At 60.8% G+C, this 22544-nt stretch carries 19 protein-coding genes; 7 read left to right on the top strand and 12 right to left on the bottom strand.

Features of this window, described 5'->3' with window-relative positions:
• Window positions 1-127 precede the first annotated feature (127 nt).
• On the bottom strand, window positions 128-1063 hold the full coding sequence (gene rsmI / locus ABIB48_RS08035; RefSeq protein WP_354212662.1) for a 16S rRNA (cytidine(1402)-2'-O)-methyltransferase: 936 nt from the start codon (window positions 1061-1063) through the stop codon (window positions 128-130).
• 69 nt (window positions 1064-1132) lie between these two features.
• Here rsmI and ABIB48_RS08030 point away from each other — a divergent pair, with 69 nt between their 5' ends.
• On the top strand, window positions 1133-2890 hold the full coding sequence (locus tag ABIB48_RS08030) for a dolichyl-phosphate-mannose--protein mannosyltransferase (RefSeq protein ID WP_315914365.1): 1758 nt from the start codon (window positions 1133-1135) through the stop codon (window positions 2888-2890).
• Between the two features lie 505 nt (window positions 2891-3395).
• On the opposite strand, the gene ABIB48_RS08025 is transcribed toward ABIB48_RS08030, so the two are convergent.
• The 3 genes from ABIB48_RS08025 to ABIB48_RS08015 all read right to left on the bottom strand — a co-directional run bounded on the left by ABIB48_RS08025 (window position 3396) and on the right by ABIB48_RS08015 (window position 6654).
• A complete protein-coding gene (locus ABIB48_RS08025; RefSeq protein WP_354212661.1) occupies window positions 3396-4571 on the bottom strand; it encodes a TIGR01906 family membrane protein in 1176 nt (391 codons plus the stop codon).
• A gap of 65 nt (window positions 4572-4636) precedes the next feature.
• Window positions 4637-5590 (bottom strand): SGNH/GDSL hydrolase family protein, encoded by a 954-nt coding sequence (locus ABIB48_RS08020; protein ID WP_110104923.1) that lies wholly within the window; start codon window positions 5588-5590, stop codon window positions 4637-4639.
• 71 nt (window positions 5591-5661) lie between these two features.
• Window positions 5662-6654: a stage II sporulation protein M gene (locus ABIB48_RS08015; RefSeq protein WP_179442371.1), complete on the bottom strand. Its 993-nt coding sequence runs from the start codon at window positions 6652-6654 to the stop codon at window positions 5662-5664.
• 50 nt (window positions 6655-6704) lie between these two features.
• Here ABIB48_RS08015 and ABIB48_RS08010 point away from each other — a divergent pair, with 50 nt between their 5' ends.
• Window positions 6705-7502, top strand: coding sequence for an RDD family protein (locus ABIB48_RS08010; RefSeq protein ID WP_110104639.1), 798 nt, complete (start codon window positions 6705-6707; stop codon window positions 7500-7502).
• A gap of 89 nt (window positions 7503-7591) precedes the next feature.
• Here ABIB48_RS08010 and ABIB48_RS08005 read toward each other — a convergent pair whose 3' ends face one another.
• The 4 genes from ABIB48_RS08005 to ABIB48_RS07990 form a co-directional block, all read right to left on the bottom strand.
• Complete coding sequence (locus tag ABIB48_RS08005) at window positions 7592-8830, bottom strand: L,D-transpeptidase (protein ID WP_170120868.1); 1239 nt, start codon at window positions 8828-8830, stop codon at window positions 7592-7594.
• 178 nt (window positions 8831-9008) lie between these two features.
• Window positions 9009-9878, bottom strand: coding sequence for an MBL fold metallo-hydrolase (locus ABIB48_RS08000; protein WP_354212660.1), 870 nt, complete (start codon window positions 9876-9878; stop codon window positions 9009-9011).
• An 86-nt stretch (window positions 9879-9964) separates the two neighbouring features.
• Window positions 9965-10159 (bottom strand): hypothetical protein, encoded by a 195-nt coding sequence (locus tag ABIB48_RS07995; protein ID WP_354212659.1) that lies wholly within the window; start codon window positions 10157-10159, stop codon window positions 9965-9967.
• 92 nt (window positions 10160-10251) lie between these two features.
• The gene (locus ABIB48_RS07990; protein ID WP_110104926.1) at window positions 10252-10656 is read right to left on the bottom strand and encodes a DUF3499 domain-containing protein; all 405 of its coding nucleotides are present in this window, start codon (window positions 10654-10656) and stop codon (window positions 10252-10254) included.
• A 64-nt stretch (window positions 10657-10720) separates the two neighbouring features.
• Here ABIB48_RS07990 and ABIB48_RS07985 point away from each other — a divergent pair, with 64 nt between their 5' ends.
• The gene (locus tag ABIB48_RS07985; protein WP_354212658.1) at window positions 10721-11266 is read left to right on the top strand and encodes a metallopeptidase family protein; all 546 of its coding nucleotides are present in this window, start codon (window positions 10721-10723) and stop codon (window positions 11264-11266) included.
• Between the two features lie 38 nt (window positions 11267-11304).
• Here ABIB48_RS07985 and ABIB48_RS07980 read toward each other — a convergent pair whose 3' ends face one another.
• From ABIB48_RS07980 to ABIB48_RS07970, 3 genes are read right to left on the bottom strand one after another with little or no spacing between them, the layout of a single operon-like run.
• Window positions 11305-13227 (bottom strand): DUF5719 family protein, encoded by a 1923-nt coding sequence (locus ABIB48_RS07980; protein ID WP_354212657.1) that lies wholly within the window; start codon window positions 13225-13227, stop codon window positions 11305-11307.
• The gene (locus ABIB48_RS07975) at window positions 13220-16615 is read right to left on the bottom strand and encodes a glycosyltransferase family 2 protein (RefSeq protein ID WP_354212745.1); all 3396 of its coding nucleotides are present in this window, start codon (window positions 16613-16615) and stop codon (window positions 13220-13222) included. Before ABIB48_RS07975 ends, ABIB48_RS07980 begins: the two co-directional genes overlap by 8 nt.
• 29 nt (window positions 16616-16644) lie before the next feature.
• Window positions 16645-17178 (bottom strand): WhiB family transcriptional regulator, encoded by a 534-nt coding sequence (locus tag ABIB48_RS07970; protein WP_110104644.1) that lies wholly within the window; start codon window positions 17176-17178, stop codon window positions 16645-16647.
• 318 nt (window positions 17179-17496) lie between these two features.
• Here ABIB48_RS07970 and ABIB48_RS07965 point away from each other — a divergent pair, with 318 nt between their 5' ends.
• Window positions 17497-18414, top strand: coding sequence for a TIGR03089 family protein (locus ABIB48_RS07965; RefSeq protein WP_354212656.1), 918 nt, complete (start codon window positions 17497-17499; stop codon window positions 18412-18414).
• Between the two features lie 54 nt (window positions 18415-18468).
• On the opposite strand, the gene ABIB48_RS07960 is transcribed toward ABIB48_RS07965, so the two are convergent.
• Entirely contained in the window at window positions 18469-18972 is a 504-nt protein-coding gene (locus ABIB48_RS07960) for a GtrA family protein (RefSeq protein ID WP_110104645.1), read from the bottom strand.
• A gap of 175 nt (window positions 18973-19147) precedes the next feature.
• On the opposite strand from ABIB48_RS07960, the gene ABIB48_RS07955 reads away from it, so the two are divergent.
• From ABIB48_RS07955 to ABIB48_RS07945, 3 genes are read left to right on the top strand one after another with little or no spacing between them, the layout of a single operon-like run.
• Entirely contained in the window at window positions 19148-20302 is a 1155-nt protein-coding gene (locus ABIB48_RS07955; RefSeq protein WP_354212655.1) for a 5-(carboxyamino)imidazole ribonucleotide synthase, read from the top strand.
• Window positions 20303-20306: 4 nt separating this feature from the next.
• The gene (gene purE, locus ABIB48_RS07950) at window positions 20307-20876 is read left to right on the top strand and encodes a 5-(carboxyamino)imidazole ribonucleotide mutase (protein WP_110104647.1); all 570 of its coding nucleotides are present in this window, start codon (window positions 20307-20309) and stop codon (window positions 20874-20876) included.
• Between the two features lie 10 nt (window positions 20877-20886).
• Complete coding sequence (locus ABIB48_RS07945) at window positions 20887-22512, top strand: LCP family protein (RefSeq protein ID WP_354212654.1); 1626 nt, start codon at window positions 20887-20889, stop codon at window positions 22510-22512.
• The last annotated feature ends 32 nt before the right edge of the window (window positions 22513-22544 follow it).

Here is a 22544-nt window from a genome sequence, read left to right as displayed (position 1 = left end):
CACGGTAGTTCCGGGCGAACAACAGTGTCTACGCATGGACGCACTGCCCATGCGGGAATCGCTGTGCATCTGCACAAAAACATCTGCACAACAACATCTGCGGCGAGTACCAGACTGGCAGCTGTGGCTACCCGCGGGCTGCCAGCACGGCGCTGTAGAGTTCACGCTTGCTGACATGCACGTCATGGGCAATCACCGCAACGGCTTCCTTCATGCGCATCCCCTGTGACATGAGCTCGTTGACAGCAGCCACATGGTCTTCAGTGGTACCCAGGTCACCTTCCAAAGCACCGCCAACAACAATGGCGATCTCGCCGCGAATCTGGTTTTCTTCAGCCCATTCCAGCAGTCCCGAGAGGGGTTTGCGGATTACTTCTTCATAGGTCTTGGTCAGTTCCCGGCAGACGGCGCCGGGGCGGGAAGGCCCAAAAGCCGTGTGCAGGGCACGCAACATGGCTTCGAGCCTGTGCGGGGCCTCGAAAAACACCATGGTGCGCTTTTCCAGCGCAAGTTCGTGCAGGCGCGCCGCCCGCTCCCCTGACTTACGCGGCAGGAATCCTTCAAAACAGAACCTGTCCGTGGGTAGACCTGAGAGGGCCAGTGCCGTCAAAACAGCTGACGGTCCCGGAGCAGCTGTCACCTTTACACCTGCGGCAACGGCCGCGCTCACTAGCCGGAAGCCAGGATCGGACACTGACGGCATCCCTGCATCGGTGACCATGAGAAGTGTCTTGCCGCTTTGTACCTGAGCCAGCAGCTCGGCGGTCTTCACGGCCTCATTGTGTTCGTGGTAACTGATGATCTGCCCGCCCACCTTGACGCCCAGGCTGGTCACCAGCCGGTGCAGGCGGCGGGTGTCCTCGGCGGCAACAATATCTGCAGCACCCAACCAGGCAATCAGCCGAGCTGAGGCGTCACCCATGTTTCCAATGGGTGTTGCGGCCAGAATAATGTACCCCTCCCCGGGGAGCACAGGAGGCGCAAGGCTTGAATCGAGGGTTTCTTCGGTTGTTTCCGAGTCGTCATGTGCGGGTGCCGGATTTGTGCCAAAGTCATCTTCCATGACACCAGCGTAGTGCGCCCCAGCTTCTGGGCCCACTTGGGTAGCATTGACTCCGTGCAACCCCAAGCTATGGATACCGCCCCGGCGGCCCCGGAGAACCCCACCACCTTTGATCCCCAGGCGGACAGCTCTGCTCTCCCGGTAAGCGCTGACTCGGTCACGGCTGATCCGGCAGTGGAGGCTCCGGTACCCGCGGCGGGCACGGGAGTTTCTTCGCTGCGGTGGCTGCGAGATCCTGCGCAAGCTTTTACCCGCTCGGCTCTTGGCGCACGGCTGCTTGGTGCACGCTATTCTTTTTCCACTACCCCGGCGAGCCTGCGGCTTTGGTTTTGGCTGGCGCCTGCCTTGACCGCCTTGGTAGGCGGACTGCTGCGCTTCCTGCGTCTGGGCCAGCCGCCGTCGTTAGTTTTTGACGAGACCTACTACGTCAAGGACGCCTACAGCTACTTACAAAGCGGCTACGAGCGAAATTGGGCGGAGAAAGCCAACGACCTCTTCAACCAAGGCATTTTTACCAGCCTAGAGACCACCCCCGAATATGTGGTGCACCCTCCCGTGGGCAAGTGGATGATTGCCTTTGGTATGTGGCTCTTCGGCCCGGAAAGCACGTTCGGTTGGCGGTTCTCTGCAGCCTTGGTGGGTACCGTATCCATCTTCCTGCTGGCATTGATTGCCCAGAAGATGTTCCGTTCCACCATTCTGGGCGCCACGGCCGGGCTACTGTTCGCGGTTGACGGGCATGCCATTGTCCAGTCCCGAACATCATTGCTGGACATCTTTGTGATGTTCTTTGCCCTCGCCGCCTTTGGCGCCATCATCATGGACCGTGATGATGGACGACGGCGGCTGGCTGCGAAGCTTTCCATCCTCGCCGGCCCCGGCGGCTTGGTCCCGGCCAAGGAGCTCCTCTATGGGCCGTGGCTGGGCATCCGCTGGTGGCGGCTGGCCGCCGGCGTAGCTCTGGGCCTGTGCATTGGCACCAAATGGTCAGGTTTGTTTTTCCTGGCTGCTTTTGGCTTGATGAGCGTTATTTGGGATATGAATGCCCGCCGCATCGCCGGCATTAAGTATTGGGTGATGGGTGCTATCTGGAAGGACGGCATTGTTGCCTTTGTCAGCATGGTTCCCGTGGCGGCTGCAACGTATTTGGCTAGCTGGACCGGCTGGTTCATGTCCAAGGATGCGTATGACAGGAATTGGGCTGGCGAGAATCCCTCCACGGTGTGGGGTTGGATCCCGGATTCGCTGCGTTCCTTGTGGCACTACCACTCCACCGCCTATAACTTCCACACCGGTTTGGGTTCTGATCACCCCTACAAGGCCAACGCTTGGTCCTGGCTGGTCATGGGCCGCCCCACCTCTTTCTATGTGAAGAACTATGAGAATGGTGACGGCGGCTGCGTAGTGGAAAAATGCACTGCAGCAGTCACCAGCGTGGGCAACCCGCTGATCTGGTGGGGCGGGACCTTAGCCATCCTGTTCCTGGTGGGCGTGTGGGCCATCAAACGCGACTGGCGTGCCGGGGCCATCCTGGCCGGATTCGCTGCCGGCTTCCTGCCGTGGATCTTCTACCCGCTGCGCACCATCTTCTTCTTCTACGCCATTGCCTACGAACCCTTCATGATCTTGGCTCTGGTGCTGGTTTTGGGCATGGTCCTAGGCAAGGTTTCCGACCCTCCCTGGCGTCGTCAACAAGGCGCCATCATCGTAGGGATCTTCCTGGTCCTCGTAGTAGCCCTGAGCGCCTTCTTTTACCCCATTTGGGCGGCGGAGATCATCCCGCAAGAACAATGGCGTCAACACATGTGGCTGCCCAGCTGGATCTAACCACCGCCTTTTTCATGACGTTCACCCGCCGAGCCAGCCCGGCAGGTGGACTGGGAAGCAGCGAAGGTTAGCGAGGTGGGGATGTGGCCTGCTAACGGCTGTCCCCCAAATACCTCCGGATCCGAATGTCACACTTCTTCACCAATTGTGAGACCCTACCTTTTGGACCACAAAACTACATCAGAAATAATGTTGGGCCCCATGACACGCTTTTTGTCACAGCCTGGCTTCTCTGATGCCCTCTCAGGCCTGCCCGCTTTCAAGCCCAATACAGATATATGGCTTACTGGCATGAGGCCTACTAGCGCCCAAACCGTGGGTGGCCATGATTACTGAATGAGATTGTACCCGGCACAGCGCCAGAGCCTGGCTAAGGAGGCTGTCAATTGATGGCAAAACGGCCTCGACGGCTTTCCTATGAAAAGAGGTACTATCGCTAACGTTCGCCACGCTGGCAGTATCTACTTTTGGCGCTATTGGCTGCCGCAGCGGGCTTGCTGCGCAGCTATGCCGCGCGGCGGCCGGGACGTTGCGCCGCAATGACGGCCACGCGGCGCTCTCTTGTTGGCCAGGTGAAGGCTAACGTCAGCGACGAGACCACCAGGACAAAGGCACCGATGAAGATGCCGGAATCCAACCAAAATTGGCTAGGGAACAACCTGATGAGGGTGTCGTCGGTGTAGAACGTCCACGTTCCTTGGGCGAAGAAAATCTTATGAAAGTCAGTAAAGAACCGTTCCCAGCCGGTTGCGGCAAAAACACCCAAAGCAATGATCAAGACCAAAGTGGCGATCGAGCCTGCGAAAAAAGCCCGGCGATTGCCGCCGAAGCTACGCCGCGAAAGATATATCACGCCAATAGCCATGATGACCGCCAGGAGCAGGGCGCTGAGGAAGGCCATAACAATAACGGTCTTCACATCTGCCATATGCCCCACTTCCCGGGTCAGGAACAAGGGGTTGCCAATGCCGTTGACCAGGTCACCCAAGTACCGGGGCGGGGCAAAGTTGAGCAGGTAGTCCACGGTGTAGGAGCCGTAGGTGAGCCTGTCCTCGGTACTGAACCCAAAAGAGTCGCTCGGGAACCCGGGGCGGTGGTACTCGATCCACAAAAACGTGGAGGTGGTGACCAGCCTGATGGCTAGTACCAGCAGCACGATGGGATAGAAAACTGCGATGATGACCTGAAATACCCGTGTCAGTACTGGCTTTGTATTGACGGCCTTGTCTCTGGCAGCCTTGCGCTTTGCCTGTTCCTCAGCCGAGGGGCGCACAACGGCACTGTCCTCGCCCTGTACATCTGGTGTCCCCGTGCCACCAGCCACGGCTTCGGCCACGGCCGCGCTCTTAGCCAGTGCTGCGGCGATTTCCTCGTCACTGGGCAACTGCGGCATCCGCGATGCCGCCCGCATGGGTTCCTGGTCAGCAACTTGCTCTATTTTGATCCGTGAGACCGAGCTCTCGCCAACAGGTGCCGCCACGCGCCGAGCACGGGCCTTTTCCGCAAGAGCAGCGGCCTCACTGGCAGCAACCTTGGTATCAGCGGCCTTGGTATCAGCGCTGCCGGCGGCGGGACTGCCTTGTGGGGCCTGCGCCCCAACTTCTTGGCGTGCCACAGCATCTTGGCGTGTCACAGCATCTTCGGGTGTCACTGAGTCCTGGGGCTTTGAATTCTCGCTCACAAGTCCAAACGATACCGGCAGGCGGTCCCACCCGGTGGCTGCCACCCCGTGACGATGCCAAACTGTCACTCTGGTTCTTTTTCAGGCTTGGGTGCCGCTCCTGCATCTGGTGGACCAGCCTCACCAAAGAGGCGGCCCCGGCTGGAAAGCGGGACACTCTGCAGGGGTGCCGGCACAGGCCGTTTGGCACCGAATCCTCCTGTCGGGGACTCGTGCCGGATTCCTCGGAGTACGTAGGGCATCAAATAGTTCCGGGCCCACGCGATGTCACCGACTCTCGCTTTCCGCCAACTTGTCACAGGAAGCGGTTTGGGCGTCAGTGGCTTCAGGGAGTTCGGCACACCCAGCGTTTCTAGGACCATAGCCGCCACTGCGTGGTGACCCAGGGCTGACGGGTGGAGCCGATCCTGACTCCACATGCGGGGATCATGTAGTTCCTTCATGGCCCACAAATCGGCCACAAGGCACTCGTGGTGTTCGGCGATGCTGCGCATATTTTCATTGAAGATGGCAATCTTCGTACGGAATTGGCCCATGACGGTGGAGCGCCCGGAGTCCGGCCCAACAAAGATCAGGACGCTCACTCCCTGCAGGCGCAGGCGGCTCACGGCTCCCTCTAAAAGAGCGGCCAGCTTGTCAGGGTCCGCACCGGTGTGAAAGAGATCGTTGCCTCCTGCTTGAAATGAGACCAGATCTGGTGTCAGCGCCAGGGCGGGACCCACTTGGGTGTCAATTACCTCGTGCAGTAGTTGCCCCCTGACGGCCAGGTTTGCGTAGGCGAAATCTGGCACTCCCACACTCAACTCCTCCGCTGCACGGTCCGCCCATCCTCGATATCCGCCGGGACTGCCCGGTTCCGGATCATCCAGGCCTTCCGTAAAGGAATCTCCCAATGCCACAAAACGCCGCCACGGGTGCGGTGGAATGAGTTGATCCGCGCTCCCCTGTTGCACCGTGGTCTGGAACAACCCCGTGTTCTGCAACAGTCCGTTGTCCTGGCCTGCAGTGTCATCACCCATATCCCCATCTTGCACCCACGGGGTGATTTTGGGGAGGCCTGCGGCAAGCATCTATTAGCCTGACGCAACTACTAGGACGAGCGGATGGTGGCTCCGGCGTCGTCCGGGTTAAGGTCACCCAACTCCCCTGCAAGGAACGCCTTGCGGCCCAATATCAGGGTGTAGGCCCAGTACGCCCCAAGAACCAGTGCGCCAATGGTGATTTTGGCCCACACAGGAAGCGGGCTCGGTGTGACATAAGCTTCCACGAGGCCGGAAATAAACAAGACGAAGACCAATCCCACGGCCACCGTCATGAGAGAACGTCCTTCACGGGCCAGCGAATCCAGCCGTGTGCGGGGCCCAGGGCTCACCCAAGCCCAAAATATCCGCAGTCCTGCGGCGGAGGCAATGAAGATGGCTGTCAGTTCCATGAGACCGTGCGGAAGAATATAGCTGAAGAAAACATCACCCTTGCCATAGGCGAACATGGCTCCGGCGGTGACACCAACGTTCTGGGCATTCATGAAAATTTGATACGGCACAAAGGCCCCGGTGATCCCGAAGGCCACGCACTGGGCAGCAATCCAGGCGTTATTGGTCCAGACGGCGCCAGCAAAGGAGGCTGCCGGATTTTCCGAGTAATAGTTCACAAAGTCGTGATTGACCAGCTGCTGCAGTTCCGCGTCAGATCCCAGAGCCGCCTGTACGGCCGGATCCCCTGCCACCCACAGCGCAAAGAGGGAGGCGATGAGAATAAAAACGCCGCCAATAATAACCGTCAGCCAGCGCAGCCGGTAGAAGGCTGCCGGCAGGGCTACAACGAAGAACGTTGCAATATCAAGAAAAATATTGCTTCGCGCGCCCGTAAACCGAGTCCGGGCGTTGGCCAACGTTGCTGACAATGAGGCGGAGAGAGCACTTTCTGCCGTGAGGGAGCGGATGAGGGACAAATGTCCTGAAACGCTTTGATACAAATGCAGCAGTTCATCCGCCTCGGCACCGCTCAATCGCCGTTTCCGGGCAAGCGTATTTAGCCGCTCCCATTGCGGGCGGTGTACCGAGGTAAAGGCATCCATGTCCATCCGCACCAGCATATAGGGCCGAGGTCCCAGGGCGTGGATAGACTGTTTTCATGTCCGCAATCATCACCGGTGAAGCCGTTGTCCTGGAACTTCGCCCCGCTTCCTTCGCTGCCCGCTCCGTGGCCACGGCCATTGACCTGACAGTCACGCTGGCTGTGGCGTTTGGCTTGTTCGTTTTACTGGGCCAGGTGGCATTCATGCTGGATCCGGCCGCAGCGCGTGCCATCATTTTGGCTATTGTGGTGGGCTTGCTGGTGGTTGTCCCGATCACGGTGGAGACGCTGAGCCGGGGTAAGTCGCTGGGAAAGCTTGTTATGGGGCTGCGTGTGGTGCGCGACGACGGCGGTTCCATCCGCTTCCGGCACGCCTTGGTTAGGGCACTGCTGGCGGTGCTGGAAATTTACCTCACGCTGGGTTCGGTGGCCTGCCTGGTTTCATTGTTTAATGACAAGTCCAAGCGGCTCGGTGACATGCTTGCCGGCACTTACGCCATCCGAGACCGCGCTCCCAAGAGCGTGCCCCTGCAGGTTTCAGTGGCCCCCGCACTGGCACAATGGGCCGCGTTGGCTGATATTGGCCGGCTTCCCGATCCTCTGGCGCGGCGCATCTCCTTGTTCCTGCGTCAAGGAAGCGCCATGGCCGGGAACTCCCGCTTTGCCCTGGCCATGGAATTGGCCAGTGAAGCCAGTGCCCACGTGGCGCCTCTTCCGGCTCCCGGAACCGATCCCACAGTATTCCTCGCCTCACTCATCGCAGAGCGTCGAGACCGCGAATACCGCCGCATGGATGCGGCAGCAGCGCGGGCAGCGGCTATCAGTAGTGCGCTAGGGCGCCACGGGGTTGGTTAGATCACGGGGTTGGCGGGAAGTAGCCTGCCGCTGCGTTTACGTGAGGCGCTGCCTTAGCGTGAGGCGCTGCCTTAGCGTGAGGCGCTGCCTTAGCGTGAGGCGTAGTCCTTGAACGCGAAGTTCCAATCGCCGTAACCATCCGTGGGATGGATGGTGTCATTGGGTGTGCCCACCGTGTGGACAAGATCGCCTGGGCGCATATTCTCAAAGACCCAGCCAGCGCCTTCATGGGAGAGCCCAATGCAGCCGTGTGAGAGGTTGGTGACGCCCAGGTAGGGAATGGCATAGGGGGTGGCTTGATGGATGAAGATGCCACTGTTGGAAAGCCGTGTGGCGAATTCCACGTCCACGGAGCCGTAGTCGCCCGGATCCCCTGGTTTGAGCCCAATGGTTGATGCCTTGAAGGTGGCGTAGCGCTGCTTATCAGCGGTAATCACCATGAACCCGGAGGCTGAGGGGAACCTTTCATCGCCCATGGATGCCGGGAAGGTTTTGGCTACCTGGTCATTGATGAGAATGCTGACGGACATGTTGGCCGCATCCGCTTCCATGATGACCTTGTTGCCAATGTTGACCTCGTAGCTTTTGTTGGCGTTGTAGATCATGCCGTTGCCAATATCGGTGCCAAAGAGTGCCATCTGCACCGTGAGTTTGCTGTTGGCCGGCCAGTAGTCAGCGCCGCGGTAGCGAACCTTGGTATCCGAGTACCAGCGGAACGCGCCCTGTTGGCCCGTGCTGCTGGTGATGGTGATGGCCTTCTCTACGGCTTCCTTATTGATGACTGGTTCGCTGAAGTTGAATTCGAGCGGTTGCCCCACTCCAACAGTGGCACCCTCAGCCGGGTATACCCAGGCATCAGCCTCATGTGAGGCGGCAACGGTGGAGAACGAACTGTACGTGGTGGTCTTGGTGCCTGCGGTGTCCTGGGCCGTAACACTAAAGACGTAATCGGTGCCGAATTTCAGAGGTTCTTTGGAAATCCATTTACGGTTACTCACCACCAGTTCACCAGCAACCGGGGTGCCCGTTGCTTGTTCTTCTAGGACGGCTTTGGCCACCGTGCCATTGGTGACCATGGCGTTTACTTCAGTGGCAGGGTTTACGGAGACGGTTCCTGTTGCGGGGCTGACCAACGTCTGCACCGGAACAGCGGGGGTGGTGGAGGGTGGTGCCGTGGTGGCCGTGCTGGTTTCAGCGGCACCGGGGGCGGGACTTTCGCCCACTGCAGAGCACCCTGTACCGGATAAAGCCAAGCCCAAAGCGAGCAAGGAGATCAAGGCAACTCGCAATCCCTTGCGACGATTCCTGGTCTCATCCAACTCAGCCATGCAAACTCCCATTCGGTGGACTAATTCCAATGTCCGCTATCGTGGCACCACTAGTGCCGGATACAATTTTACGCCACGATTGCGTGCCAGCGAGCCGCGCCAAGCCCAGAGGGCCGCGGTGTTATGGGGTTGTTATGGGAAGTGAAGTCTAGACCCCAGCGGCAGATGTCCGGGGCGGCTAACCGAGCAGGTACAGTAACTGTGCTTCCACGGACAAATACGCCGCACCCTGCAGATGCTCCGGCACATCTTTGTACACAATCGCCGCCACCTGCGCGGCAGTTGGCTCTGCCGTCCCGATGCTGGCGAGAAGTTCCACGGCGTTGCGAACCTCTGCAATGCGCACAGCCCGGTGTTCCTCATAGGCTTGTGCCGCTGCGGCAATGTCTCCTAGCACCGGGCCATGGCCCGGCAGCGCAGCCACACCAGCTCCTGCAACAGGGCGGGTAAAGACAGCTCCGTTAACTCGCGCGCCGCGCCTGCGCAAGGCCGCAAGGGAGTCCAGGTAATCCCCCAGCTTGCCGTCAGGATGGCAAATCACTGTGCTGCCGCTGCCGAGGATGGTATCTCCGGTGAGAACAACCGTGCCGGCGCCCTGCCCGAAGGAATCCCTCGCTAGTGGATCTGTGACAACAAAACACAGCGAATCGCTGGTGTGTCCTGGTGTGGCGAGGACCTCGAGTGTGAGGCCGCCCGCCTGGATGATCTCGCCGTCGTGCAATGCCTGCGCGCCATGGCAAAAGGCGGGCAATGCCGCCCGGACAGGGGCACCCGTGAGCTGATGCAGCCGGGCGCTGCCGTCGGTGTGGTCCCCGTGGTGATGGGTGATCAGGATCAGCTCTACTGAACCGGCCGCTGCCAACTCGCCAAGATGCCTCTCCTGGAGCGGTCCGGGATCCACCACAACCACCCCTGATGCCCCGGGAGCGGTCAGAATATAGGAATTGGTGCCGTCAAGGGTCATGGGTCCGGGGTTTTCAGCCCTCCGGCGCCGCACGAAGCTCCCAATGTTCTCCCACGCTGACACCACGGCCCACCCCTTCGTCACTGAACTTCTCGCTTGGTTGATGATAGGAAAGCACAGGCACTGGCTGGCCCGGTGCGCTAAGCAGTGAGCTGCTAGGCGGTGAGCTGCTAGGCGGTGAGCTGTTCGGGGCTGAGCTGTTCGGGGGTGAGCAGCAGCGCAATCCCCTCATCGATCTTGTACCGCACGGGCGTGCCGCGCTCACCGTTGGCTGTGCTCAGTAATTCTTCGCCCACCTGGATCAGTGGTGAGTTGGTGACGGGACAACGCAGCAACGCCAAGAGGCCTTCGTTTATCTTTGCCATGGCCGGTGCCACTCCATTTCACTTTTTTAGGGGAAGTTTTCGGTTACTGCCCTGACGGTGGGCCGTGAGCTGCGGACTCAGCTTCTAGGAGTTTAGTCCTCCAGGATGCGAAGGTGCCCGCGGCGGCTGGGGGGTCCCGAATATGAGGGCAGGTGCGACGGCGGTTCCAGGGCTCCCCGGTAGTCTCTCCGCGTTGCGCTCACGCCAGTGGCCTTTTCCGGGCCTGGATTCGCGGCTTCCCGGACGGCGTCGGCCAGTGCCAGCAGATCATCCGGGCCCGGAGCTGGTGGCTTATCTGAGCGTGCCAGATGGATAACTTCCCACCCTCGCGGGGCCGTGAGGCGCGCGGAATGTTTGGCACACAAATCGTAGCAATGTGGTTCTGCAAATGTGGCCAGAGGACCCAGGACAGCCGTCGAGTCCGCATAAACGTACGTCAAAGTGGCCACGGCCGTTTCCCGGCAGGCTGATCTGGTGCATTGACGAAGGATACCCACGTTTGCCAACACTACCCTTCCCGCGAGGATATTTCCCCTCCGCGAGCCCGCGGCCTAGAGTGAAATGATGGAGTTCAAGGCAATTCATGGCGAGCGTTCGATCCAGATCTCACTTGATCTGCAGGAATCCGATGCTACCGCGGCACCAAACCCGGCGGCCCGTACGTTTCAGCGGCGCCGCCGTGACAGGCATGGCAGGGGGCGCCGTGGCCCGCTCTTAGCTGCCGCCTTGCCCGCCTCGCGGACCCGTGCTGAGAAGTTTGATGACCTGGTGGTGGACTCCGCCGAACGCCTTCGCACCTTGTGGCCCGCGGCACTGGCCACGGCGGAATACCTGGTGGAGGAAGTTCCCGATCAGTTGGAGGCCCTGCTCGCTTCCGGAGCGCAGGCGCCCTTGGGCAAGTATCTCGCCGCCCTCCCCGCAGCTGACGGCCGCCAGGGGGAACCGCCCGCCATCATCATTTACCGCCACCCGGTGGAAGCGCTCTGCGATACTGCCGGACAAGTGCGGGAGCTGGTGCACGAGGTCTTGGTGGAGCAAGTGGCTGGCCTTCTCAATATTGATCCGGACGCAGTTGACCCCTTGTTCCGGCGTTACCGGGGCAACTGACCGGGAGCAACTGACCAGCTCAACTGAACGGGGGCGCTCTAGTACCGGGTGCTGATATTGATTGCTTGGGTTCCGGCGGAGGACTGGGCCAGCGGCAGCACGGCAATACCGGCGCCCCCATCCTTGACGAGTACTTGTGAGCCGAAGGCCGGTGCACCCGAGACGGAAGCTATCACGGCAACGCTTTCACTACCCAGCAGTTTCTTGGCGTTGACGGCTACCGAGGTGCCAGCCCGTACCTCCACGTCCTTGCCCTGACCCAAGACACCGCTTGCTGAAATGGGCACCAAATTGATAGTGGCGCTGCCTTCAAAGGCGGCAAACACCAAGCTGGTATCAACATCATTTTGCAAGGTCATCAGATGGGTTTCGCCCAGCCGGGGCGAGGATGGAGCGTAGGCGAAGTCTACGGCGGCCCCTGGCTTGGTGAAGCTGCTGAGCCGCACAGCGGCCGTAACGGCGGTGTCCGCTGTGATGGCCAGTGAATAGCTGCCCTCGGGCAGCCCTGCCAGAGAGAGCGTACTGACCTTGCCCGCGGCGGCGCTCAAAACGCCTCCGTTGGGCAGGGCCACCTGGCCGTCTTTGCCAAAGGCCTTGACCTCCAGGACCGCGTCCTTTATCCCAGGTACCGTGACCATCAATGCGGTATCGGCATCTGCGTAATCATTCTGCGCCGTGATCTTGGCGGATTCCGCCACGGACCGAACCTGCACGCCCGCAATGGCCAATGAGCTGGCCGGTGCTTGGACCGGTGCCAAATAATCGATCCCGCCCGGGGTCAGACCGCGGAGCACCGACTGCTGAATCACTGCGCTGACGGGGCCTCCCACACTCTTGACATGGACGCTGAGCGCGTCCGAGTCCGGGGCAAGGCCTGACAGTACAACGGAGCGCACAGTTCCCGGCGCAACCACCAATCCCTTACTGCCTGCTGACTGCACGGGTCCATCTGAACCAAAAAGTTCGAGGGAAACAGTAGCGGGACTCAGGGAGGAGTTAGCCAAAGCAAGGATTGCGGTCCGTCCCACCATGGTGCTCGCCCCGGTAAGCCAGACTTCATTGCTTGGCTGTTGGCAGGTGGCAGCCGCTAGCCCGGCAAGATCACCGTCAGTGGCCTCAACGATGACAGATCCGCTCCCCTGTGAACTCTCGGGGCCGAGCGGGTCAAGACGAAGCACCGACGGGCCCGCCACGGTTTTCCCGATCAATACTTCGGCACGGGCTTTTGGTTCACCGCTCAGCACCGGCGCACTCGCCGAAGCCTGAGCTGAAGCAGAGGTTGCTGATGGTTTGGCCAGGACAGCCAGAGGGGAGAACTTGCCGTCCAGCCCCTGAATCTGCGATCCCGGGATGTCTCCCTCGGCGCTGCTGAGCACCACGGCGTTGACGGAGGTCTTGGTGCCTGAAGAACTTGGCGAAAACTCCGGATCGGCCCCTGCTGCGGAACCGGCCAGCAGTTGAGTGGGACCTTGACAGTTCGCCATGGATTCGCCAACAGGAAGTACATGCGGGCTCGGTGTCGTCACGGCGGTGGCATCCACGCCAGGGAACAAACTGCCGGCACCCACTACGGCAACAGCCACAGCCGCCGTGACCACGCCGGCAACAATGGCCGGCCAGCGGCGCGTGGCCTTCCGGGTAGCCCTACCTCGCGGGGTAGCAGCTTTCTGCGCCTTCTCAGCCTTGGTGGGCTTCTCGGATTTCTCGTCTTTGGCTGCTTTGGCGGCCTTCTCGAATTTCTCGGCTTTGGAGGGCTTGGCGGCTTTCTCAGCTTTGGAGGGCTTGGCGGCTTTCTCAGCCGAAGCGACAGCCTTGGCGTCAACCGTGGCGGCTTTCTCAGCTGAAGCGGCAGCTTTGGGGTCAACGGCTGGTTCACTCAGCGGGGTCTCGATGAGCTTTTCGCCCTGAGTTTCACTACCAGCCGAGTTAGCCTCAACGTTGTTGTCCTTATTTTCAGGCACGTCTACCAACCCTTTGCAACGATGCTTCATCCCGGTATGCACCGGTGCGGCCACGACGGGCCCGGACGGGAACTGCCAGCAGGATTGTCAATCCGAAGATCAGCAACATGACAATGGTAAACACTGCATCCAGTGGCTGAATATAGCGAATCTCCAAGGTTCCGGCACTAGCAGGTAGCTCAAAGGCCTGAGCCCAGCCTGCGGTGACGGGCTTGAGCGGCTTGCCGTTAAGCCAGGCCTGCCACTGGGAGTCTGCACGTTCGGCCATCACCACAGTGCGGCCAGGTGCCCCGGCAGCAATGGCACTTTTCACACCGAGGCCGTTCGATGGCACGGGAGAAGTAGCTTTTCCACCCGCATCGACCAGCCGTACACGATTCACAACGTCAGTGTCACCCGCCGTTGTGTAGCTGGGTGCAACACGCCACAACCACCCTGATTCGGTGGGTCCAACGCTATTGAGCCCGGGAACCCCTTCAAGTTCGCTGGCCAGTAGCTCAGCGGCTGTGTCACCGGGACGCAGCACCACGAATCCTACGCCCAGATCCACCAGTTGGTTTCGGGGGTCAATGCCCGACTTGGACACCAGGGCGGCCACCGTTGACTCCAAAATCTGTGTTGGCGCATCGCTGGCAAGAATTGCCTCGTTCCCCGGCGCACCCGTGATGCGTGCTGCTGCGGAAATTCCTGAGAGCGAGTCCAAAGTTGTTCCGGCACCTTGCATGAGTGCCGCGTCAATGCTGCCGTCAGGGCGAACCGTGAGCACAATGGTGCGGCTGGCTTCAGGACCTGTACCGCGGTCAGCTGCCGTGGCCGGAATGGTCCCGGCTGTGGCACCTTCCAGCAGGAACGGACCACTTAGCGCCGCACCCGAGTGGTCGGAGGAGAATTGCTGCACTGTCCACGCACCGAGGCTCGCCACCGGCGCTGCCACCAGCACCACTGAGAGCACCACGGCGGTAGCCTTCGCAGCCGGGTGCCGCTCCTTAGAGGTACGGGACGGTTCATAGGCCTGACGGTGAATTGCGTCAAAGCCCACCAGAGCAGCCCCGAGCAAGGCGAAGAATGCAAGGGAAACAGCGGGACCGTTGAACACGGTGACGAGGGTACCGCCGTCGAACGCAACAGCCAGGAGCTTACCGCCGTAGGAAACCCCCAGCGCCAACAGGGCAAGGAGCCACAGGCTGCGCACCATGGCGGCGCGGCGCAGGGGAAGCAACAGGGCAATCACGGCCGCTGCCACTACCGGCACTCCAATGATTCCCACGAAAACGCCGGTCAGCCAGGGCGCTGCACCCAAACCGAGGACGCCTTCAACAGTGTCCAGCTGAAGCGGGAAACCAAGGATCTGTTGCCAGAGAGGGCCCTGAGTTGCCGCGAGGGGAAGCCCCGGATCGGCCAGAAGCGCACGGGGATTTTCCCAGGCAGACCAAACAAAAGGCAAGAAGAGAGCGGCCGTTGGCAGCAAGGACCACCAAATGGTCCTACCCCGGCGCCCCAGAAGCACGGTTGCGGCCAGTACACCCACCACGGCCACCACAAACAGGCTCGGCGCAGCGGCGCACACAACGGCCAAGGCAAGGCCCGCAGCGGCAGCGGCAGTCCACGAGGGGTTGCCGCCCACGCCCGGCCGGCCAAGCTTGAACACTGCAGACTTAGAGGTTGCGGACTTCGCTGTTGCGGATTTGGTGCTGGGGAGGGCACCCTCCACGGTGCCCGGAACGCTCTCGGGGCTTACCGCGCCACCGACAGCGCGGATCATTCCCAGCATGACGATGGGAATCAGGATGTGGGCCAGGAGGGCACCCACGCGGCCCTGGCCCAGTGCGATCAGCAGTGCCGGGGCACCTGCCCACCCCAGAGCCGCAACCACGCGCGGCCAGCGGCGCAGAGTTAACGCACCGGCTGCCAGCCAAGCTGTGAAGGCTGACAGCGGTAGGGCCAACAGCACGAGCCACAGGACGCTCAGCGAAGCGTTTCCGCCCAGTGCGCCGAGCAAAAACAAAATAAAGTTGAAGGGATTGCCCCGGCCGGGCATGCCCGATCCGAGAGAAATCCACCAATCAGTGGCATGGCTCCAGATGGTGCCAATATCAGCGGAGAGGGGCAGCAGGGCCCCGCCCATCAAAGCCGGAACTCCAAGGAACCGTGAGAGCGCCACAAGCGCGAGCACCCCCAGCACCACTACCAAGGCGAGCCCACTGATGATGGGTGCCGTTCTGGTGGCGGCCAGCGGGGTCACATTTTCCCTGTGACTTTCTCCCGTGGGTTCCAAAAGAGAGGGACCTTCAAGAATGTCCTCGGAGCTGTGCTCTTCCGGGCCAACGGATTCACGGAGCATTTTCAGGTGGTCCCTTGCCGTCCGTTCTGGCACGTGCAGACCCTTGTGGACGGAGCGGCGTTGGGTTCGGGTGGCGGCTAGGGAAGCCCTGCTGCGCCGCAACGCGAGGGGATGCATCAGGCCCGCGCAGGTGGCGATGAACATCCGCACGGCATGACCGGGCGCCTTCAGCACAAATCCTGCCAAGAGCCAATAAATAGCGGAGAAGAACGTGCCAATGCACAGCAAGGGGACACCCCAGGCCGGGGCGTGCTTGAGCCTGAGAAAAATGCCTGCCTTACGGGCAGCCACAGCTGAACCTACGCCGTTGGGCCTGTGCACCACGTGAAACATATGGGCTGCGGGTACTACCAGAACCCTGTCTCCGGCCATCCGGACGCGGGCGCAGAAGTCCAGGTCATCTCCGGGGCCGGGCAGGGCCGGGTCAAATCCGCCCAGTCTTTCAAAGACATCTCGACGCACCAGCATGCCGGCGGTATTCACGGCAAACATGTCAGTCAAGTGATCGTATTGGCCTTGATCCTGCTCATCGAGTCCCACCAGGGAAAAGCGGTCAAACCACTTGTTGGCGCGCAACCCCACATCGACGAGTCGCCGGTGGTTGTCCCAGTCGAGCTGTTTACAGCCAACAACAGTGGCCGTGGTGGCCCGCTCGGTGGCTTCGATCAACAGCTTGAGGGCATCCGGGGCGGGCGCCGCATCATCTTGCAGGAGCCAAATCCATTCGTTGCTGGTGGGCAGTTCCTCTTCGAGCACACCCACTCCCCCGGAAGGTCCCTGTGATCCGTGGCGCGCTGTGCGGGCAGGCAGAACGGCAGCGCCGTGGAGCCGCTTTTGGTGCTCGAGCACTGCATTGACGGCTGCCCCGTAGCCTTTGCGGGCTTCGAGGGAGATCACATGACGCTCACCGAGTTCCTTGCGCAGCAGCTCACCAGAGTCATCTGTGGAGCCAACGTCTGCGGCCAACACCTGATCCGGCTGATGTGTCTGTGCGGCCAGAGCGGCTAGGACTGCGGGTAGATAGGCACCGCCGTTGTGGGCAACCAGAACGGCCGTGACTTTTACTGCTTCAAGAATTAGACCGCTCGCTTCCGCAGCCGCCGGCGCTCACGCTCCGACAGGCCGCCCCAGATTCCAAACCGTTCATCATTGGCCAAAGCATATTCAAGGCACTGAGCTTTGACGTTGCACGCCCCACACACCTTCTTCGCGTCCCGGGTTGAACCGCCCTTTTCAGGGAAGAACGCCTCTGGATCGGTTTGTGCGCACAGGGCGTCAGTCTGCCAGCCTAGTTCACCTTCGTCACTAAAATCATCACGAGGCAGGCCCAAGCCGATCCAGATGGGGTCAGGGTCCGCTCCTTCAACATCCGAAAGTCCCTGATCCAAGGCGGGCTCTGTGGGTGCCTGCAACTCATGTGCGGTCAGGAACGCCGTGGCAGCATCAGCCAAGACCTGACGATTTTCACGCTCATGAAACTCTGCGGCATCCGGATCTGCAGGGTCCACATACCAATCGGTGGGCACACCCCGAGAACGGTATGCGGCTGCAGCTTGCGCCGCTACCGAGTCGTCACGAAAATCCTCCACACTCAGCTGCGCTTGCCCCATAATCGTCCTCCTGAATGTTGCCGCTGACACTGTCAATCAACCATCCGGTTCCCGCAACATGCGGACTGCAGTGCCAAACTCAGCGGTTGGTGCGTCTAATTACATCCATGTAAGTCCGCCACGTCAAGCCGGGAGGAGATGATAACCACTTCCAGTGCGGTTCTACCCGCACGCCACGCCCGGCATTTTCATACCAATACATTCGTGTCTTTTGGTCTCTAACCGCCAAAATCCCGTGTTCTTGGGCAGAATTGGAAGTTTTTTGAGAATTCATGGGGAATACCCAGATTCATACTTGTAACGCACATCACGTAACAATTGGATTTCCTCCAATCGGTGGAGATCTGCTCCGAGTTGACCTCCGTGTTGACCTCCGTGTTGACCATGGCAAAATGGGCTCTCATGGACCGCTCTGTGAATACCCCCGAAAAGCTACTGCACGCCTTCCGCACCGATAACCCCACATCACCCCGGTTGACGTGGTACGGCCCGGGCTCCGAAAGGGTGGAATTCTCCGGGCGGGTCTTAGATAACTGGGTGGCCAAAACAGCCAACTATCTGGTGGATGAGCTCGACGCCGAACCCGGCACCGTGGTTGCCCTGCACTTGCCGCTGCACTGGCGTTCCATAGTCTGGTTGCTTGCCACGTGGGCTGTGGGAGCGAAGGCAGTAACGGTTCCCGGCACAACTATCTCCAGCACTACTGATGCCCCCGGAGCGGATGCGGAGACCGACCCGTGGGCCGAGCTGGCCGCAAACGCAGACATTCTCGCCACAGCCTGGCCGGACGTGGCGCACAGCCATTTGACCGGGGCCAAGAGTGATCCGCTGGTTGTGGCCGTTGCCCTGCCCGCTCTGCAGATGCGCTGGATGTCAGAGCTGCCCCCACGAACTCTTGATTACTCCGGCGACGTGCGTTCGCACGCCGATGTTTTCTTTGCCGACAGCGCCGCTGACTCACAGGACGTGGCCTGGCAGCACCACAGCACCGGGACCAGCGAGTGCAGCACCACTTATGCAGCACTGCTCACCCCAGGTGCCGAATTACTTTCGGTGCCGCACATACCATTGCCACTTGCCCCCCAGCGGGTCCTGCTGCATGTGAGGGACGGGTGGGACGCCGTTGTGCGGGATGCTTTGAGTATTTGGGCGGCCGGCGGATCAATAGTTTTGCTCGCTGACGGCGTAGCCGATACTCCCGCCCTGCGTGCCAGCGAACAGATTACGCTGGGCTAATTTACGCTGCGCTAATTTACGCTGGCTAATTTTCGGGGGGGCCAGCGCAGAAACTCAGGCCTCGTGTTCAGCCTGAATCAGGCTGTGGTCAGCCTCATATCCGGGCTCCTGATCCAGCTCGTCAGTGAAAACCCAGAACCTGTAGGCGAAGAACCGGAAAATTGTCCCCAGAACCAAGCCGATGATAGAGCCGGAGACAAAGTCAGCGGTGGTGGATTCAAAGCCCAGCACCCAGTGCGAGATGTATACACAGGCTGCCGCAATGCCCATGCCAATACCGTTCATGATGATGAACAGGAATACTTCGCGGAGCACATTGGCTTGGCGGCGGTGGCGGAACGTCCAGTAACGGTTGGCGAGCCAGGAGAAGACGGTAGCCACCGCGGCGGAGATGATCTTTGCCTTGGTGGGGTGCCCGCTCATGCCGCCACTGAGCAGCCACAGATAAATTCCGGTGTCTATAACGAAGGCAAAACCGCCCACAACACCGAACTTTGCCACTTCACGCCAAAAGAGGCCCATCAGGCCTTGGATGCGATCTACAAGCTTTTGAAACATGGTCCTCCGTCAGGCATTTTGGCCAAAAACGGATGATTCTCGCTGCAGCCTCTGGTGAAATTCTAAGCCAAAGATTCCACTACTGACGTGCGTGTGTTGCCTAAAACACCTTATAAAGGCCTAGCAGCACTGGTCAAAGCATGCATCTGGCCAGAGGTTCGGTACGCTGGGGACTGTGACTTTTCCTGTAATCGGTGTGGTGGGTGGCGGACAGCTAGCCCGCATGATGGCCCCCGCAGCCGTGGCCCTTGGTTTTGAATTACGCGTCCTTGCTGAATCGCCGGAGGTGTGTGCGGTGCCGGTAGTGGCCCACGCCCCCGTGGGCGATTACAAGGATCTTGATACTTTGCGTGCTTTTGCCCGCGGCGTGGACGTGCTCACTTTTGACCACGAACACGTCCCAAACAGCCATTTGCAGACGCTGATCGCGGAGGGCGTCAACGTCCAGCCCCGGCCCGATGCTCTGGTCAATGCCCAGGACAAGCTGATCATGCGCGCCGCCATTGAGCGCCTTGGCTTGCCCAACCCGGCTTGGGCCGCTGTGGCCTCACCGGCAGACGTGGCCGCCTTCGGTGAAAGCCACGGCTGGCCCGTTGTCCTAAAGATGCCCCGTGGCGGTTATGACGGCAAGGGTGTGCGGGTGTTGCGCTGCGTTGCCGACGCCGAGGCTGCCGCCGATTGGTTTGCGGCCATGAACCCACTGCTGGTGGAGGAGATGGTTGAGTTCTCCCGCGAGCTTTCCGCTCTGGTGGCCCGCACGCCGTCCGGCCAGGCCAAGGCCTGGCCGGTAGCAGAATCCATCCAGGTTGACGGGGTGTGTGATGAAGTCATTGCCCCCGCCCCGGACATCGCGCCCGAGGTGGCCAGCGCCGCAGCGGCTGCCGCCCTGCGCATTGCCAACGAGCTCGCCGTGACAGGTGTCATGGCCGCCGAACTGTTTGAAACCCCGGGCCGCGCCCCCGGCTTCCTCATCAATGAACTGGCCATGCGTCCGCACAACACCGGGCACTGGACCATGGACGGGGCCGTGACCGGCCAGTTCGAACAGCACCTGCGTGCCGTACTGGACCTCCCCTTGGGTGACACCGACGCGCTCGGGCCGATTGTGGTCATGAAGAACTTTTTGGGCGGCGCCAACCAGGACTTATTCAGCGCCTACCCCGCCGCACTGGCTGCCGAGCCGTCCGTTAAAGTGCACAGCTATGGCAAGTCTGTGCGCCCCGGCCGCAAGATTGGTCACGTGAATGTGATTGGTGCCAAGCACGACGACGTCACTGCAGTACGTGCCCGCGCCACCACCGTGGCAAACATCATTAGAGACGGAGCGTAAAACCATGAGCAGCACACCCACACCCCTTGTTGGCATTGTCATGGGTTCAGATTCTGACTGGCCTGTCATGGAGGCTGCGGCGGCGGCCCTGTCCGAGTTCGGCATCCCCTTTGAAACTGACGTTCTCTCCGCTCACCGGATGCCCCTTGAAATGATTTCCTACGGCCAACAGGCTGCTTCCCGCGGCATCCGCGTCATCATTGCCGGCGCCGGCGGTGCCGCACACCTGCCCGGAATGCTCGCCTCCGTCACAACTTTGCCCGTGGTAGGTGTCCCTGTTCCGCTGAAGACCCTTGATGGCATGGACTCCCTCCTCTCCATTGTGCAAATGCCTGCCGGAGTACCCGTGGCCACCGTGTCCATCGGCGGGGCTCGCAATGCAGGGCTCCTGGCCGTGCGTATGCTGGCGGCCGGAACTGACGAGCTGGCAGCCTCCTTGGCGGCCCAATTGGCAACTTTTGCCCAGGAACTCAACCACCAGGCCACAGCCAAGGGAGCAGCCCTGCGGGAGAAGGCAAGCGCCACGTACCCGCTGGCCATGGCCCGGCCCGTTTCCGCCCTGACCGGGGCGTGATCACAAGAGCATGAGCTTTAGCAGTCCCAAGGTTTCGCGGCCCTCTAATTCTCCGCCCACGTTGACAGACCCTGCCCGTTTCCCGGAACCGGCCTCGGCCCCCGTGCGTTCGAGGCGGGCCTGGATCTTGTTGCTGCTGACACTTATACTTCCTGGCGCCGCCCAGGTAGTGGCAGGCAATAAGCGTCTGGGCCGGTTGGCACTGCGCTGTACCTTCACGGTCTGGGCTTTGGTGATTGCCGCCGTCTTACTGGCTTTGCTCCAGCGCGAGACACTGCTGAATCTTTTTACCAGCCCCGTGCCGTCCTTGCTCATCATTGTGGTTTTGGTTGCTTTGGCGGTGGGCTGGGCCTACATGTTCCTGAACACCCTGAGCATCATCCGGCCCGGCCTGCTGGCACCGGGAATGCGCGGCATGATCAGTATTGCCGTGGTTGTCTTGATGGTGCTGACCAGCGGCTCCTTGGGCTACGGCGCTTTTCTTATTAATTCCGGACGCAATGCCATCACCAGCATTTTCGCGGCCGGCCCCAATATGAAACCAGTTGACGGCCGCTACAATTTTCTCCTCATGGGCGGCGACGCCGGTGAGGACCGCAGTGGCAGGCGCCCGGACTCCATCATGGTGGTCAGTGTTGATGCAAAAACCGGTCAGGCTGCCACCATCAGCATTCCGCGCAACTTCCAGAATGCGCGCTTTGAGCCCGGCTCTCCCCTATGGGATGTTTACCCGGATGGCTACAACTGCGGGGATCAGTGCATCATTAACTTCCTCTACACCGATGTCACTAACAACCACCCCACTCTGTATCCGGGTTCGGCGGATCCCGGCGCCAGCGCCATGATGGATGCCGCCGGCGGCATCCTGGGCCTGAGTATCCAAGGTTATGTTCTGGTGGACATGGCTGGCTTCTCCGATTTGATTGACGCCTTGGGCGGGGTCACAGTCAATGTGGGCGGCTGGGTACCAATCAGCGGCGATGACATCAACGGTACCGGCGATCATCTGCCACCCACCGGCTGGATTGCCCCGGGTGTGCAAAAGCTCGACGGCTACCATGCCCTCTGGTTTGCCCGCTCCCGGCAATGGGTGCTGGAGTACAACCGGAGCCAGCGCCAGCAGTGCATTCAGGCCGCGATGCTGGCCCAGATGGACCCGGCCACCATCTTCACCAAATTCAGTGCACTTGCTGATGCCGGATCAAAGGTTGTTGAATCAGACTTACCTGCCGGACAGTTGGGCAGCTTCGTCTCCCTGGCGCTGAAGTCCAAGGGACACCCGCTGGCCCGCCTGACTATTGGTCCCCCGGATTTCGATAAAAACTTCCCCACATATCCGGACTTTGGGGTGCTGCACCAGCGGGTCAAGCAGCTCCTGAACCCTCCGGCGAGCACTCCCAAGGCGCCTACATCCAAGGCGCCCGCACCGGCAGAGCCGGCAGCACCTGCAGCACCGGCCCCGGAAGTACCCGCCGAACCGGCTCCGGAAGCTCCTGCTGCCCAGGCACCAACTCCGGCGGCGCCCTCTTCGGGGCCGGAGATCACTGCCGAATACCTGCAGCAACTTGCCATCAACGGTGACGATCTCACGCTGGGGTCACTGTTGGCGAACAACGGCACCTGCTCCCCCGGCTAAACACCCCACGCGGGTGCCGGGGCCCGGCCACG

The sequence above is a fragment of the Arthrobacter sp. UYCu511 genome (assembly GCF_040547105.1).
Taxonomy (GTDB): Bacteria; Actinomycetota; Actinomycetes; order Actinomycetales; family Micrococcaceae; genus Specibacter; species Specibacter psychrochitiniphilus.
This window is presented reverse-complemented; position numbering and strand designations above follow the sequence as displayed.